This is a genomic window from Paludibacillus litoralis, from assembly GCF_037646705.1.
GTDB classification, from domain to species: Bacteria; Pseudomonadota; Alphaproteobacteria; order Rhodobacterales; family Rhodobacteraceae; genus Pikeienuella; species Pikeienuella litoralis.
The window spans coordinates 1-13,878 of record NZ_JBBHER010000010.1 but is presented as its reverse complement, the minus strand read 5'-3'; the positions used below and the strand labels follow the sequence as shown (position 1 = coordinate 13,878).

Sequence of the window (13,878 nt, the reverse complement as noted above, 5' to 3'; positions counted from 1 at the left end):
TCAGGCCGCCTGCTCTTGGTCGGCGCGGACGGCCAGCCGATCCCGGACAAGGGTGAGCGTTTCGGCGTTCAGCCTGCGCGCCTCGCCTTCGGTCTCGGCCTCGGTATAGCAGCGCAGCTCCGGGGCGTTGCCCGAGGGGCGCAGATGGATGATCGCCCCGCTCTCGAAGGTCATCCGCAAGCCGTCGGTCTTGTCGGTCTCGGACAGTTTCCCGGCGATGGGGCCGAAGGCGTCGTCGATGCGCGCCCTTTCGCGGGCGGGATCGGGCGGGCTGAGCCAGTCGAGGATGGCGCGGCTCCGCGCGGTCGGGAACGCGCGGAGCCGGTCTGAGAAGGTCACGCGCGCGGGCAGATCGGCGCAGATCTCGGCCAGGGGTTTGCGGCGCGCGGCGACAAGGGCGCAGAGGATGGGCAGGACGGCGTCGCGCGTCGGCAGCGGCGCAAGGCTCCGGCCATTGCGGGTGACGGGGCCGCCCAGAAGGAAGCCGCCATTCGCCTCGTATCCGCAAACCGCGGCGCCCTCGGCTGCGGCCTCGTTCATCGCCTCGATCACATAGGGAGAGCCGATCCGCGTGCGCCGGACGCCGGCGAACCACCCGCTTCTTTCAAGCGCGGTGTTGCTGCTTACCGGGGTGACGACGCAGTCGGCGCCAAGCTCATGCGCGCAGATCAGGCCAAGGATGTCTCCGCGCAGCCAGCGCCCTGACTGATCCGCCACAAGCGGGCGGTCGGAATCTCCGTCGGTCGAGACGATGGCGTCGAAGGCGTGCTCGCGCGCCCAGTCCCGCGCAAGGGCGATATCTTCGGGGCGCAGCGCCTCGGTGTCGACGGGAACGAAGCTGTCGGAGCGGCCCAGCGGCGTCACCTCGGCGCCGAGGTCCCGCAACAGCCGCGCCAGCAGGTCGCGCCCCACGGCGGAATGCTGATAGACGCCCAGTTTCAGGCCCGACAGCGCGCCATCCCCGAAAAACTCCCGATACCGCGACAGGTAGGGCGCGCTGATGTCGGTCGCGTCAGGCAGGGGCGCGGGGGCGCGGAGGGCGCCCCCGGCGTCAAAGAGGGACGCGGGCAGGTCGAGCGCCTGACGCGCGATGCCGGCCTCGTCGGGCTTGAGCGCCTCGCCCCGCGCGCGGTGGAACTTGACGCCGTTGCGATCGGCGGGGATGTGGCTGCCGGTGACCATCAGCGACGGGATGCGTCGGCCAAAGGCGTAGCAGGCCAGCGCGGGCGTCGGCGCATGGCCGCAAAAGAGCGGCTGGCCGCCCTCGTGGCGGATCGCCTCGGCGCAGGCGCGCAGGAGGCGCGGCGTCGAGGGGCGCAGATCGCCGGCCAGCGCCACCGCGCCGCCTTCGACGAATTCGCCGATCTCGCGCAGATAGCGCAGGAACCCCTGCGTGTATCCAAAGGCCACGCGGTCGGTCAGCGCCGAGACGAGGCCGCGCGCGCCGCTGGTGCCAAAGCCCACGCCGCTTTCCGCCATCAGGTCACGGGTGGTGAAGGAGGTGTCGGTCATGGATGAGCTCCTGTCTGTCACACGAGAGTTTCCAGAAAATGGTCGAGGCGGACCATGGCGAAGCCGACGATGCAGTCGGCGACGCCGAACGGCATGAACATGTAATCCCCGTGGCGCAGGGCGCCGCAGGTGTAGACGACATTGGGCACGTAGCCTTCACGCCCCACGTCCGAAGGCGAAAGCAGCGGCGTGCGCGAGCGGGCGAGAACCCGCGCGGGGTTGTCCTTGTCGAGCAGCATGGCGCCGATGCAATATTTGCGCATCGCCCCCACGCCATGGGTGAGCAGCAACCAGCCTTCGTCCAGCTCCACCGGCGGGGCGCAATTGCCGATCTGCACCAGCTCCCATGTGTGCATGGGGCCGGCGATCTTTTCGCCCTCGCTCCAGCAGGACAGATCGTCGGAACGGATGAAATACAGGTTCTCGGCGTCCTGCCGCACGATCATGGCGTAGTCTCCGCCGATCCGGCGCGGGAACAGCGCCATCCCCTTGTCGCGGGCGGCGCAGCCGGAGATGGGGCGCAGCTCGAAACTCCGGAAATCGCGGGTGACCAGCAGTTCCGAGGCGATCTCGCGCCCGCTCCACGCGGTATAGGTGCCGCAGTAGCAGCTGTCGTCGCCGTCGTCGAACTTGACGAGGCGCAGGTCTTCGAGCCCGCCGCGGTGCGCCTGCGTCACCGGAAAGAGGACCGTTTCCTCGATCGGTCCTCCATCTTGGCGTCGCAGCCGGAGATGGCCGTCGGCCCCGATCTCGGGCGAGGCCGCCACCGCGAGCCTGGATTCAGGGTGCAGCCGCATGGCGCCGTCCGCCGACAAGACGCCCTGGCGGAAGGTGATCGAGGAAATATGCCCTTCGCCAACCGCCCGAAGCGACATCAGAAAGCGGATTTCATCGGGGCCGAGCCCCGATTGATCGGGATGGAGCACGACGCTGGGGTTCATCAGCGCCGCGGCCTGGAAGGAATACTCGTGGCAGAAATAGGCCCCGATCAGCGCTCGTTCGGCGTTGCGCGCGGGGGTGGGCAGGTCGAGGTCGCGGGCGATGGCCTCGTAGCGGTTCTCGAAATACTGGCGCACCTCGCGGTGGCGGTTCTCGAAATCCGCGAGCAGCGTCTCCAGCTCGTTCTCGATGGTCTCGTCGTCGAGGCCGCGCAGGGTCTCGACGATGCGGCGGGCCCGGCCATCGACCGCCGGGTCGATGGACCGGGTTTCGGGCGGAACCGGGAAATGCTGCACGACGACGCGCGCGGCGTTGCCGTGAATCCGCTCAGGCAGCAGACAGACGGGAACCATATCACCTCCGCACCATCGTGATCAGTTCCGGGTGTCTCCTGTTCTGTCTTCGCAACCGCCGCATCGCCATGACCGCGAACTGAACCGCGAGGATCGACTCCGCCCCCTGGTTGAGGTTTACCCGGTCCACCTGCAGCCCGTCGAAACAGCCGCCGTTCGGGGTCGTCATCCTGAGCCCGAGGTCGTTGCGGCCCAGATACCAGTCGAACGCCGTCTCCGCCCGGATCGTCCATACGGGAGCGTCTGTCGCCCCGAAGGCGGCCTCGCAGGCGTCGATCATCGCCCAGGCCTCGAGCGGTTGCTGGTCGAAGGGCCGGGGCCGTTCATAGCGGCGGCCGAAGCTCTCGGTGCCGACCGGGCGGAAGACGCCGCCGGCGCCGGTCTGGACGCCGGCCAGCCAATCGAGCGCGGCGATCCCGTCTTGCGTCATGGCGTCGTGGCCAAGCAGCCGCCCGGCCACGATCAGAGCTTCGGGCAGGCGGGCGTTGTCATAGGCGAGGGTCGGCTCGAACCAGATCCATCCTTCGTGGCGTTCGCGGATCAGAAGGTCATGCAGGTCGGCGGCGAAGCGTTCGACCAGCGCGCGCGCCGCGCGATGGCCCGGATAGACGGACAGCCAGTTCGCCAGCCCGAGAACGGCGAAGGCCCGCGCGCGGGGGAAGGTCAGCTCGCCGCTCGCCGGGATGACACGTTCCGCCAGCCCCGTGGCCCAGAGCTTCAGCCTGTGGTCGTCGGCGCCGGCGATCACCCGGCCCAGCGCCCAAAGCCCCCGGCCATGGCTGTCCTGCGAGCCCTGCTTTTCGAGCCAGCGCCGCTGGTAGTCCATGAAGTTGCGGAATACGGCGCGATCCTCGTCCCAGGCGTCTTCGACGAAGGCGGCGCAGGTGTCGATGATGCGGCTGGCGCGTTCGGGTTCGACCCCTTCGGATTTCAGATCGACCGCCAGCATCAGCGCGCGGGCGTTGTCGTCGAGGCAATAGCCGTGCCGCCGGTCCGGGATGGAGGACCGGCTGTGCTGCAGCATCCCGCAACCGTCGACCATCCGGTCGACCGCGGTCAGCGTCGAGATCTGCGGCGCGCTCTTGCCCGGCCGCAGAGTGCGGATGGCCTGCGCGGGGCGGTGAACGGCGCGGGCCTCGCCCAGCAGCGAGAGGTAGTCGCGCGCGACCTCGGGCCAGATCATGCGCCGCCCCGCGTCATAGGCGCGCGCCCGCAGGCTGTCGCGCCGCACCTGGTCGCGCAGCAGGTCGCCGATGCTTCGGACAAGCGCGTCGGGATCGGCGAAGGGAACCAGCACGCCGGTGTCGTCGGCCAGCAACTCCTGAGCGTGCCAATAGGGGGTCGAGACCACCGCCTTGCCCAGCCCCACCGCGTAGGACAGCGTGCCGGACGTGATCTGCGCCTCGTGCAGATAGGGGGTGACATAGATGTCCGCCGCCGAAAGCCACGCCTGCAGCGTGGGCGTGTCGACATATTCGTTGACGAAGCGCAGATGGTCCGACACCCCGAGCGACCGGGCCTGCGCGGCCAGCCTTTCGCGGTAGGCCTCGCCTTCCGAGGCGACAAGATGGGGGTGCGTCGCCCCGAGGATGACATAGGTCAGATCCGGGTGATCGCGCACCAGATCGGGCAGGGCGGCGATCATGTGCTTGATCCCCTTGTTCGGGGACAAGAGGCCGAAGGTCAGGATGATCTTGCGCCCTTCAAGCCCGAAATGATGCTTCTGGAACGCCGGATCGAGGAACGGCAGATCGGGGATGCCATGCGGGATCACCGCGATCCTGGACTCGGGGATGTCCCAGCGCTCGGTCAGGATGGCGCGGCCCTTTTCGGCCATCACCACCAGACGGTCGGATTGCGCGGCCAGCCTCTCCATGACCCGGCGCTGATCGGGCTGCGGTTCGGTCAGGACCGTGTGCAGCGTGGTGACGATGGGCGATCTGAGCCGTTCGGTGAGGTTCAGCAGGTATTCGCCCGATGGGCCGCCGAAGATGCCGAACTCGTGCTGGATCAGCACGGCGTCGGGATTCATCGCGTTGATGTGCTCGGCGGCGGCCCGATAGTTTTCGGGGTCGTCCTGGGCGATCTCGTAGTTCACCTCGGCCGGGTAGCCGTATTCCTGCCCCGGCTCGGTCATCGCGAAGGTTCGGATCTCCAGCGCCGGATCGGCCTGCGTCAGCGCCGCGGAGAGATCCGCCGTGAAGGTCGCGATGCCGCATTTGCGGGGCGGATAGTTCCCGATGAGCGCGATATGTCGGACGGGCGGGGTGACATGCGTCATTGGCGGGCCCTCCACAGCGCATCGCCCTCCATTCGGGGCTCTCGCGGTTCGGCGACGATCAGAACCGTCGGTTCGGCGGCGTGGATGGGAAGAGACCCGGCGAACTCCCAGCACTGGTGGGGTTCATAGCGGCGGCCGCCGAAGGCGCCGCCGCCTTGCGCCACCGCGACGCCGGCGCGCGGCGCCGCCAGCGTGACATGCTGATCGGGGGCGAGCGTTTCGAGCGCGACCCGGAACGGAGCCGAGGCGCCCGGCTCCGGCGTGAGGGGGCGCGGGTCGAGGATGGCCTCTCGCAGCCCCTGTTCGAGGTGCAGCTCGCGCGGGCGGCCGTAATCGTAGAGGCGCCAGGTGACGTCGCTCGGCTCCTGGACCTCGATCACCGTCAGGCCCGGGCCGAGGGCGTGGATGGCGCCCGCCTCGACAAAGAACGTGTCGCCGACGGCGGGCTCGATCCGCCGCAGCATCTGGGGAAGGGCGCCATCCTCGGCGGCGCGGCGGATTTCCTCGCGGGTCGCCGGGTGTTTCAGGCCCAGGTGGAGATAGGCGCCGGGCCTCGCGTCGGCGACGTACCACCATTCGTGCTTGCGGCCGGGGCCGCGCCGGGGGTGAACCTGGATGGAGAGCGGCTCGCTGGTCTGGAGCCATTTGATGACAAGGCCCGCTTGGGCCGCGTCAAAGACGACTTCGCCCAAGGGCTGGGCGTCGTCATGCGCTGGAATGCCGTCTCGGCGCCCCCAGGGCTTGGCCCGGTAGTCTGGCGTCAACGGCTCGGCGTGGATGAGGGGTTTGGGAGGGAGTGTTTCGTTGCGTGTCCTGTCGTGTCGAAACTCTATCTGCATCGGCTCAGTTCCTCGAACGGATGAATGCGGATCAAGATTTTCAAGAGGGTGAGATCGGCCGGAAAATCCGGCGATCCGAATTCTAGATGTGAGAAGCCGAACAAATTTCAAGAGGGTGGGCGCGTTGGGCGTTGGCCACGCGCAACATGCTGATATGGCGCGCTTTATCTGCCTCGCATCGAGGCGCCCCGCCCCCTCTTGACGAGAGGAGTTCGCTTTTTAAATCAACTTTGGCGGGCCGCCTGATCAGGGGCCCGCGGCTGGATGCGCCAGCGACGCCATACGCTTGTAACCATGTTGCTTGATGGAGGATGTGGGTATGAGAACGAGCTATGATATCTCCCTGTACGCGCCCGACGACTGGCGGCGCTTTTCCGACCTCTCTGCGCCCTGGTGTCGGCGGGTCGCGGCGGATGATCCTTTCCGGGCCTTTTGGGAGAGGTTGAACCGCCTGTTCGACGATCTGCTGCCGCCTTCGCCGTCTGGCGGGGGCGCGGGCTGGAGCGGTGTGATCCGGCCCGCGATGGAGATCGCCGAGAGCGACGAGGCGATCGTCGTCAAGGCCAGCCTGCCGGGGCTGGAGGAACGGGATATCGGGGTTCAACTGGATGACGGCGGGCTCACGATCCGGGCGGAACGCTCCCAGATGTCGGTGGATCATGGGCGCCGTTTCGCGATGGGCGTTCACGGGCGCTTTGAGCGGCGCATTCCCTTGCCGGCGGGCGTCGACCCCGATTTCGCCACGGCCGAGTTCCGCGACGGGGAGCTGACCGTCATCCTGCCCAGGGCGCCGGCGGCGCGCCTCAGAGAGAAGGGCGACGCGCTGAAGCAGCGGCTCCGGTCGTGGTGGTCGCGGCTTCGGGGCAAGGATGCGTCGCGCCGGTCCTGACCGCATGCGGGGAAGGATGAAATGGAACCGGTTCGCGGCGGACGCATTCCGGACAGTCGCCCCTTCGCCTCGCCGCAGGACGCCGCCCCTGACCCCGTCTCCCTCCCGCCGCCGGGGAGCGTGGCGCGGATATGGAGACCGGCGAGGTCCGCCATGACCTCGGCGCGGGCGCGCGAAAATGTCTGGAAGCTGAAGATCGAGCGCGCGAGCGCGCCGTGGATCGAGCCGCTGATGGGCTGGACCGCGGGCGACGATGCGGCCCACCAGATCGAGATCGAGTTCCCGAGCCTCGACGCGGCGATCCGGCACGCCAGGCGGCTGGGCCTCGCCTATGAAGCGCGGCTTCCGCCGCGTGGAGAAAGGGCCGTGTAGCGCATCGTCACGGAGGCGGCGGCCGCTGGCCTCCGTGGCGGCGGGAGAGGCGAGAATCGGAGGCTTGAAATGCCGGTTTCGGCTCCCAAATCCACCCGTGCCGCGGCTCGCGCTCGGCGCGGCGCCAGCGGCGACCGTCCGGTGGAGGCGGCCAGCATTCGTTCGGCGGCACATGCCGGGGGGTCTCGGTCGGACGGTCTTTCATTCAACCGCCGGTCGCGCGGCGCCGCAGGCGCGGCGCGTCGGCCTCAGATGGAGTGAAAGACAAAGACCATGACGCTCGTCTCAGCGAAAGAAGTCCGAAAGAGCTTCGGAGAGATGGTCGCGGTTGACGGCATATCCCTGGACGTCGCACGAGGGGAGGTCGTCGGGTTTCTCGGTCCGAACGGGGCGGGGAAATCCACCACGATGAAGATGATCACCGGGTTCCTCGAACCCGATGCGGGCCGCGCGACGATCTGCGGCCATGATGTCTGGGCCGACCCGGTCGAAGCCAAGGCGCGGTTGGGCTATCTGCCGGAGGGCGCGCCCGCCTATGGCGACATGCCGGTGGCCGACTTCCTGACCTTCTGCGGAAAGATGCGCGGCCTGCGCGGGGCGCGCTTGCGGAACCGGCTGGCCGAGATGGTCGAACGGGTCCGGCTGGCCGAGGTCTGGTCGCGCCCGATCGAGGCGCTGTCAAAAGGGTATCGCCGCCGCGTCGGAATCGCGCAGGCGCTGATCCACGACCCGGATGTGCTGATCCTCGATGAGCCGACGGATGGGCTCGACCCCAATCAGAAACACGAGATGCGCGAGTTGATCCGCGCGATCGCCCCCAACAAGTCGATCATCGTTTCGACCCATATTCTGGAAGAGGTCGAGGCGATCTGTTCGCGCGCGGTGATCATCGCCAAGGGCCGTATCGTCGCCGACGCCACCCCGCACGACATGCTGGAGCGCGCCGCCGAGGGGCGTGCGATCCGCATCACCATCGGCGCGCCCGAACCGGAGGTGGTCGAGCGGGTCAAGCCGCATGCGGAGGGCGCCGAGCTCGAGGTGATGGAGCGTATCAACGGCTCGACCCGTATCCTGCTGCGCTATGGCGACCAGCCCGCCGACGCCGCCGATCTGGCGCAGCGCCTGAAATCGGCCGAACTGCCGGTCGAGGAGGTCGGCGTCTGGCGTCCACGGCTTGAGGACGTCTTCCGCAACGTGACATCCCGGATGAACTGACAATCCAACAGGACCAAGACCCATGAACTCTTCGCTTTCCACGGTGGGCGTCGTGTTCGACCGCGAGTTTCGCGCCTATTTCGCGACACCGCTCGCCGCCATCTTCCTGGTCGTCTTCCTTGCGCTCAGCGGGGCGATGACCTTTTTCATCTCCAACTTCTTCGACCGCAACAGCGCCGACATGACGGCCTTTTTCACCTGGCTGCCCTGGCTGTTCCTTGTCCTTCTGCCCGCCATCGGCATGCGGCTCTGGGCCGAGGAGCGCCGCCAGGGCACCATAGAGCTGCTGATGACCATGCCGGTCAGGCCCGGCGCCATCGTCGTCGGCAAGTTTCTGGCCGGCTGGGCCTTCACCGCTGTCGCGCTGCTCTGCGCCACGCCGCTGTGGATCACGGTCAACTGGCTCGGCTCGCCCGACAATGGCGTGATCGCGGCCGGGTATCTGGGGGCGCTGCTGATGGCGGGCGCCTTCCTCGCCATCGCCGCCTGCGTCTCGGCTCTGACCAAGAACCAGGTGATCGCCTTCATCGGCGCCGCCATCGTGACGTTCCTGCTGGTGACGGCGGGCGTCGACGTGGTGCTGGGCGCGCTGCGCGGCTGGGCGCCGTTCTGGCTGACCGAGGGGGTGGCGGCGCTGTCCGTGCTCAACCACTTCCAGCGGATCACGCAGGGGCTGATCGAGGCGCCGACGCTGGTGTTCTTCGTCTCGCTCATCGTGATCGCGCTGATCGTCAATACATCGCTTGTTGATCTGAAGAAGGCTCAATGACCATGGAACGGTTCAAGGCTTTGACCGACTGGGTCGGGCGGCTGCCGCGCCGTCGGCTCATCGGCGTGTCCATCGCGCTGGCCGCGGTGCTTTTCGTTTCGCTGAACGTCTTCGCGTCGCGCGCCCTTGACGCCTGGCGCGCGGATGTGACCGAGGCGCGGGTCTGGACGCTCTCGGACGGCTCGCGCGCGCTTCTCTCCGGGCTCGATGAGCCGCTGCACATGCGTCTTTTCCTGTCCGGCGGGCTGACCGAGGCGGCGCCCCAGCTCGCCGCCTACGCGAACCGGGTGCGCGGCACGCTGGAGACCTACGCCGATCTGGCGGACGGAAAGATCACGCTTGAGGTGATCGACCCGGCGCCGTTCTCGGACGCCGAGGATCGCGCCGTCGGCTTCGGCATAGATCGCATCGCGCTGGCGGGCGCGGCCGAGCCGATGTTCTTCGGGCTCGCCGTCACCAACTCGACCGATGGCCGCGCGACGATCCCGGTTTTCTCGCCCGACCGTGAGGCGTGGCTGGAATACGATCTGACCCGCCTTGTGGCCGAGCTGGGCCAGCCGGTGAAACCCAAGGTCGCGCTGCTTGACGGGCTCGGCCTCGCCGGAAACCCGATGATGGGCCAGCCGGAGCAGCAGAGCCTCGCCATGCTGCGCGAGCTCTATGATGTCGAGGTGTTGAGCGGCGACGTGAACGAATTCCCCGAAGGCGCGCGGGTGGTCGCCGTGGTGCATCCGCAAGGTCTGTCCGACGCGACGCTCTATGCGCTTGACCAATGGGTGATGGGCGGCGGAGCGCTGATGGCCTTCGTCGATCCCCATGCGGAGACGCAGCGCGGCCCGCAGGGGGCGCCGGCGGCCAACCCGACGTCGGATCTCGCGCCGCTCTTCGAGGCGTGGGGCGTGCGCTATGATCCGGCGCAGGCCATCGCCGACCCGCAACATGCGCTGACCACGGTGCGCAGGATCAACAACCGCGACGCCGAGGTCGGAAACCCGGCGTGGCTGCGGATCGGTCCGGACGCGATGGAACGCGAAACGCCGGCTCTCGCGCGCCTTTCGGCGCTGATCCTGACCAGCGCGGGCAGTTTCTCGGCTGACGAGGACGTGGAGCTTACCCCGCTCGTCACCGCCTCGGCCGACGCCCGGCTCGCCGATGCGGGAATGGCCGGCGATCTCTTTGGCGACCCGCGCCGCCTGCTTGACGAAGGCGCGCGGCCCGAGAGCGCGCCGGTTCCGATCGCGCGCCTGAGCGGCGCGCTGACCAGCGCCTTCCCGGATGGCGCGCCCGAAGGGTCTGAATGGGCGGCCGACCATATCGCTCAGGTGGACGGAGCCAACGTGCTGCTGGTGGCCGACGCCGACATGCTGATGGACCGAAACTGGATCCAGAGGCGGCGCATTCTGGGCGCGGACATCCCGCAGGCCTTCGCCAACAACGGCGACTTCTTCCTGAACGCCGCCGAACAGATGGCGGGCGGGGCCGCGCTCGCCGATCTGCGGGGCCGGGCGATCGACTGGCGGCCATTGGAGAGGATCGATGAGATGACCCGCGCCGCCGAGGCCGAGTATCGCGCCACCGAGCAGGCGTTGCTGGACCGCATCTCCGAGGCTGAAACCGCGCTGCGCGATCTCGCCCCGGCGGAGGGCGAGGGGGGAGCGCTGTTCAGCGCCGAGGCGGTCGCGGAGGCCGAGAAGCTGCGCGCGGACCTGCTGGCGGCGAGGGCGGAGTTGCGGCAGGTCCAGTATGATCTGCGCAGCGATGTCGAAACCCTGAAATCCCGGGTGACGACGATCAATGTCGGCGTCGTCCCGGTGCTGGCCGCGCTCGCCGCCCTGGCCTTCGCGCTGCGCAAGCCGAGGCGCAAGCCGCCCGTCCGGGCGACCGCCTGAGCGATACGACAGGAGAGCAGAGATGACACGCAAATCCTTTCTTGTTCTTTTCGGTGTGACGGCGCTCTCGGTTCTGGCCGCCGTCGTCGTGACGCTCCTTGACCGGGGCGCCCCGGCGATGGCTCTGGCCGGGCAAAGATTGCTGCCCGGCCTTGACGCCGCGTCGTCCGACATCGCCCGGCTGGTGGTGCGCGACGGCGGCGTCCAGACCGTCGTCGAGCGGCGGGACGGCGTCTATGTCGACGCGGCATCCGGCTATCCGGTGGAGACCGAGGTGTTGCAGGAGCTCGTCGGCGCCTTGACCCTGGCCGAGATCGCCGAGGCCAAGACGGCCGACCCGGCCCGCTACGCCGATCTGGGCCTTGCGCCCCCCGACGCCGAGAAGGGCGCGGGCCGTGAGATCGTGCTGGAGGACGGCGACGGGGAGGCGATCGCCCATGTGATCGTCGGCGACCGGGATTATACGCTGGGCGGCCTCGCCGGCGGCCAGTTCGCGCGCCGCGGCGGTGAAGACGAAACCTGGCTGGTCCGCGCCCGGATCGATCCGCCCAGCCGCCGGGCGGGCTGGTTCGATACGCGGCTGTTCGAGGCGGAGGAAAGCGAGATCCTGCGCGCCAGCCTTTCGCCCGGCGAGGGCGAGGCCATCGAGTTCGCTCGGGAGGACGGCGCCTTCGTCCTCAAGGCCGAGCTCCCCGAGGGGCGGGCGGCGCGCGGCGGCCAGGTCGACCGTATCCCGCGTTTCTTTACCGCGCTCGATTTCGACGACGTGCGCGAGACCGGCGATGCGGAAGAGACGGGGGCGAAGATTTCGGCGGAAACGGCGGACGGAGTGAAGATCACGCTCGCCGCTCTGGCCGGGCCTGACGACGATCGCGCCTGGGTCAGGATCGCGGTGGCGGGCTCGGGCGAGGCGGCCGACACGCTCCGCGCGCGCGTGGAGGGGTTCGAGTTCGCGCTGTCCTCCTATGATGCGCAATTGTTCGGCTGGACCCTCGACGACCTGACCGAGACCGTGGAAAGCTGAGCCCGCCCGCGTCTCGCCCCCAAGGTCCGGGTTGGCGGTCGGGGGCTGTCGGACGGCCCCCGACCGGCCCCGGCGCGGGCGCGATTGCGGCCCCTTGTTTCGCGCAAGGGCCGGGTCCCGCGCCTCCGGGCGCGCTCTTCCTCTCCAGCAAGGAGGACCGCCTTCCGACATCGCGGCGGCGGGCGGCGTGTCCTGTGCTGAAACCCAAAAGAGCGGAAAAGAGCGCAGCGATGACCGAGAACGGCGCGATGCACGCCCTGTTCGACCGCTGGGAGAAGGTGTGGCGCGAGGGCGCTTCGATCTCGCGCGCGGATGCGTCGGAGAGCATTGCATCCGGCATGACGAGGCCGGCGCGCGAACCGTGACGCGGGACGCGCGCGCCGCCGAGATCGCCAGGACGAGGCAGGATCGTCCGGACATTCGCGGCGCCGTTTACGGCCATTCCGTCCAGAAGGATCGCGCCTGGCTCCGCCTCGCGTTCAAGTGGACCGACGTCGCCGCCGGAGAGCTCCCGGAGCCGGGCGGGAATGCAGCCCTGTGGCGCCGAGGACGACAAGCTGGTCGAGACATGGCTGTCGATGCCGCCGATGGGCGCCGCATGGCCGGACCCGGTCGCCCAGGCGCGCCGGACGGACCCGCTCCCCCGGCTGCGTAAGGCTGCTTGAACGCGCCGGGCCGCCTCCGGCTGCGCCGGGCGTGACGCCGGCGCGCATGAACGGGTCGGGCGGCAGGGCGGCGATGAGCGGCCCGCCGCCGGCTCAGCGCCGAAAATTGATCTGCAGCACGAACTGGAATCTGCCGCCCCGAAGCGCGGCGGGCGCCGGATCATAAGGCGCCGCCGCCTTCACCGCCGTGATCGCCGCCTCGTCGAGCCCTTTGGAGCCCGAGCTTCGGGCGATGCGCGCGCTCGCCAGCATGCCGTTTCTCTCAACCGTCATCGCCACAAGCGCCGCGCCCGAACGGCGGACATGGCGCGGATAGCGCTTCTTTCTCTCGATCTCCCGGCGGATCGCGCCGCCCCAAATCTCCGAGAGCCGCGCCGCCGTTTCGCCATCGCCGGCGAGTTCCGCGGCGGTTTCGGCCCCAGCTTCCGCCCCGCCGCCGGAGCCCGCCGCGCGCTCGCGCGGCTGCGCGTCCGCTCCGCGCGAGCGCCGCTGCTCGTGAATGGCGGGGGGCGCGGGGTCCAGCATGGCGGTCTTCACGGGCTGGCGCGGCCGCTTCGGTCTGGCGCGGGGCGCCGGCGACGATGGCGGCGGCTCGCGGTGCAGATCAGCATCATCGTCCCCTGCCCGCGCCGGGGCGTCGGCCGCGCGCAGAGGCTCCGGCTCATCGGCCTTGTCCGCGCTGGCGGACATATCCGGCGCTTCCGGTCGTTCCGGCGCAGCCATGACCCCCGGCGCGGAGATGGCTTTTGGCGGCGCCTCCGGGCGCGTCGCGGGCGATGGGGACGCCGCCGCCAGCCGGGGCGGCCGGGCGCCGCTGGGAGGCGCCATTGCGGGAGCGCGCTCCCACGCCTCGATCAGCGCGTCGGTCGCCGCATTCGCGCCAGCGAGCGTCAGGCTGGCCTCTCCGCCTTCGCCCGCCGCCGCGCGCGATCCTTCGCCTCGCCAGGCCCAGAAGGCGGCGGCGTGGAGCATGGCCGCGAGGCCGAGAAAGAGCGCGGCTTCGGCCAGCCCTTTCATCGCGGCGCCGTCACGATCTCGACCGGACCGACATCCGCCGCCGCGAGACGCCCGAGAAGCGCCGCGAGCCGCGCCGCGTCGAGGCGCCGGTCCGCGCGGATCCGGAGCGGGCCG

Annotated in this window: 13 protein-coding genes; 8 read left to right on the top strand and 5 right to left on the bottom strand. The window is 69.4% G+C overall.

Annotation, left to right across the window (positions count from 1 at the left end; translation table 11 throughout):
• From WG921_RS16110 to WG921_RS16095, 4 genes are read right to left on the bottom strand one after another with little or no spacing between them, the layout of a single operon-like run.
• Positions 1 to 1,512, bottom strand: coding sequence for a phosphomannomutase (locus WG921_RS16110; RefSeq protein WP_340110285.1), 1,512 nt, complete (start codon positions 1,510 to 1,512; stop codon positions 1 to 3).
• 17 nt (positions 1,513 to 1,529) lie between these two features.
• Positions 1,530 to 2,804, bottom strand: a complete 1,275-nt coding sequence (locus WG921_RS16105) for a glycoside hydrolase family 130 protein (protein ID WP_340110284.1) — start codon at positions 2,802 to 2,804, stop codon at positions 1,530 to 1,532.
• 1 nt (position 2,805) lies between these two features.
• Complete coding sequence (locus WG921_RS16100) at positions 2,806 to 5,085, bottom strand: glycosyltransferase family 4 protein (RefSeq protein ID WP_340110283.1); 2,280 nt, start codon at positions 5,083 to 5,085, stop codon at positions 2,806 to 2,808.
• Positions 5,082 to 5,924, bottom strand: a complete 843-nt coding sequence (locus tag WG921_RS16095) for a class I mannose-6-phosphate isomerase (RefSeq protein WP_340110282.1) — start codon at positions 5,922 to 5,924, stop codon at positions 5,082 to 5,084. Before WG921_RS16095 ends, WG921_RS16100 begins: the two co-directional genes overlap by 4 nt.
• A 319-nt stretch (positions 5,925 to 6,243) precedes the next feature.
• Between WG921_RS16095 and WG921_RS16090 the strand changes: the two genes are divergently transcribed.
• From WG921_RS16090 to WG921_RS16055, 8 genes are all read left to right on the top strand, one after another.
• On the top strand, positions 6,244 to 6,813 hold the full coding sequence (locus WG921_RS16090; protein ID WP_340110281.1) for an Hsp20/alpha crystallin family protein: 570 nt from the start codon (positions 6,244 to 6,246) through the stop codon (positions 6,811 to 6,813).
• 21 nt (positions 6,814 to 6,834) lie between these two features.
• Entirely contained in the window at positions 6,835 to 7,185 is a 351-nt protein-coding gene (locus WG921_RS16085) for an NADH dehydrogenase ubiquinone Fe-S protein 4 (RefSeq protein ID WP_340110280.1), read from the top strand.
• A gap of 273 nt (positions 7,186 to 7,458) precedes the next feature.
• Complete coding sequence (locus tag WG921_RS16080) at positions 7,459 to 8,400, top strand: ABC transporter ATP-binding protein (RefSeq protein WP_340110279.1); 942 nt, start codon at positions 7,459 to 7,461, stop codon at positions 8,398 to 8,400.
• 22 nt (positions 8,401 to 8,422) lie between these two features.
• Positions 8,423 to 9,169, top strand: coding sequence for an ABC transporter permease (locus WG921_RS16075; RefSeq protein ID WP_340110278.1), 747 nt, complete (start codon positions 8,423 to 8,425; stop codon positions 9,167 to 9,169).
• Entirely contained in the window at positions 9,166 to 11,058 is a 1,893-nt protein-coding gene (locus WG921_RS16070) for a GldG family protein (protein ID WP_340110277.1), read from the top strand. The genes WG921_RS16075 and WG921_RS16070 overlap by 4 nt, the downstream gene beginning before the upstream one ends.
• Positions 11,059 to 11,080: 22 nt before the next feature.
• Positions 11,081 to 12,082, top strand: a complete 1,002-nt coding sequence (locus WG921_RS16065; protein ID WP_340110276.1) for a DUF4340 domain-containing protein — start codon at positions 11,081 to 11,083, stop codon at positions 12,080 to 12,082.
• Positions 12,083 to 12,312: 230 nt separating this feature from the next.
• Positions 12,313 to 12,447, top strand: a complete 135-nt coding sequence (locus WG921_RS16060; RefSeq protein WP_340110275.1) for a hypothetical protein — start codon at positions 12,313 to 12,315, stop codon at positions 12,445 to 12,447.
• Between the two features lie 162 nt (positions 12,448 to 12,609).
• Complete coding sequence (locus tag WG921_RS16055; RefSeq protein WP_340110274.1) at positions 12,610 to 12,747, top strand: hypothetical protein; 138 nt, start codon at positions 12,610 to 12,612, stop codon at positions 12,745 to 12,747.
• A gap of 93 nt (positions 12,748 to 12,840) precedes the next feature.
• Here the strand turns inward: WG921_RS16055 and WG921_RS16050 are convergent, their stop codons facing one another.
• Complete coding sequence (locus WG921_RS16050; RefSeq protein ID WP_340110273.1) at positions 12,841 to 13,764, bottom strand: TonB family protein; 924 nt, start codon at positions 13,762 to 13,764, stop codon at positions 12,841 to 12,843.
• Positions 13,765 to 13,878 lie beyond the last annotated feature (114 nt).

Coding starts and splice junctions, on each gene's coding strand:
- WG921_RS16110 (WP_340110285.1), bottom strand. CDS start 1,512: ATGACCGACACCTCCTTCACCACCCGTGACCTGATGGCGGAAAGCGGC.
- WG921_RS16105 (WP_340110284.1), bottom strand. CDS start 2,804: ATGGTTCCCGTCTGTCTGCTGCCTGAGCGGATTCACGGCAACGCCGCG.
- WG921_RS16100 (WP_340110283.1), bottom strand. CDS start 5,085: ATGACGCATGTCACCCCGCCCGTCCGACATATCGCGCTCATCGGGAAC.
- WG921_RS16095 (WP_340110282.1), bottom strand. CDS start 5,924: ATGCAGATAGAGTTTCGACACGACAGGACACGCAACGAAACACTCCCT.
- WG921_RS16090 (WP_340110281.1), top strand. CDS start 6,244: ATGAGAACGAGCTATGATATCTCCCTGTACGCGCCCGACGACTGGCGG.
- WG921_RS16085 (WP_340110280.1), top strand. CDS start 6,835: ATGGAACCGGTTCGCGGCGGACGCATTCCGGACAGTCGCCCCTTCGCC.
- WG921_RS16080 (WP_340110279.1), top strand. CDS start 7,459: ATGACGCTCGTCTCAGCGAAAGAAGTCCGAAAGAGCTTCGGAGAGATG.
- WG921_RS16075 (WP_340110278.1), top strand. CDS start 8,423: ATGAACTCTTCGCTTTCCACGGTGGGCGTCGTGTTCGACCGCGAGTTT.
- WG921_RS16070 (WP_340110277.1), top strand. CDS start 9,166: ATGACCATGGAACGGTTCAAGGCTTTGACCGACTGGGTCGGGCGGCTG.
- WG921_RS16065 (WP_340110276.1), top strand. CDS start 11,081: ATGACACGCAAATCCTTTCTTGTTCTTTTCGGTGTGACGGCGCTCTCG.
- WG921_RS16060 (WP_340110275.1), top strand. CDS start 12,313: ATGACCGAGAACGGCGCGATGCACGCCCTGTTCGACCGCTGGGAGAAG.
- WG921_RS16055 (WP_340110274.1), top strand. CDS start 12,610: ATGCAGCCCTGTGGCGCCGAGGACGACAAGCTGGTCGAGACATGGCTG.
- WG921_RS16050 (WP_340110273.1), bottom strand. CDS start 13,764: ATGAAAGGGCTGGCCGAAGCCGCGCTCTTTCTCGGCCTCGCGGCCATG.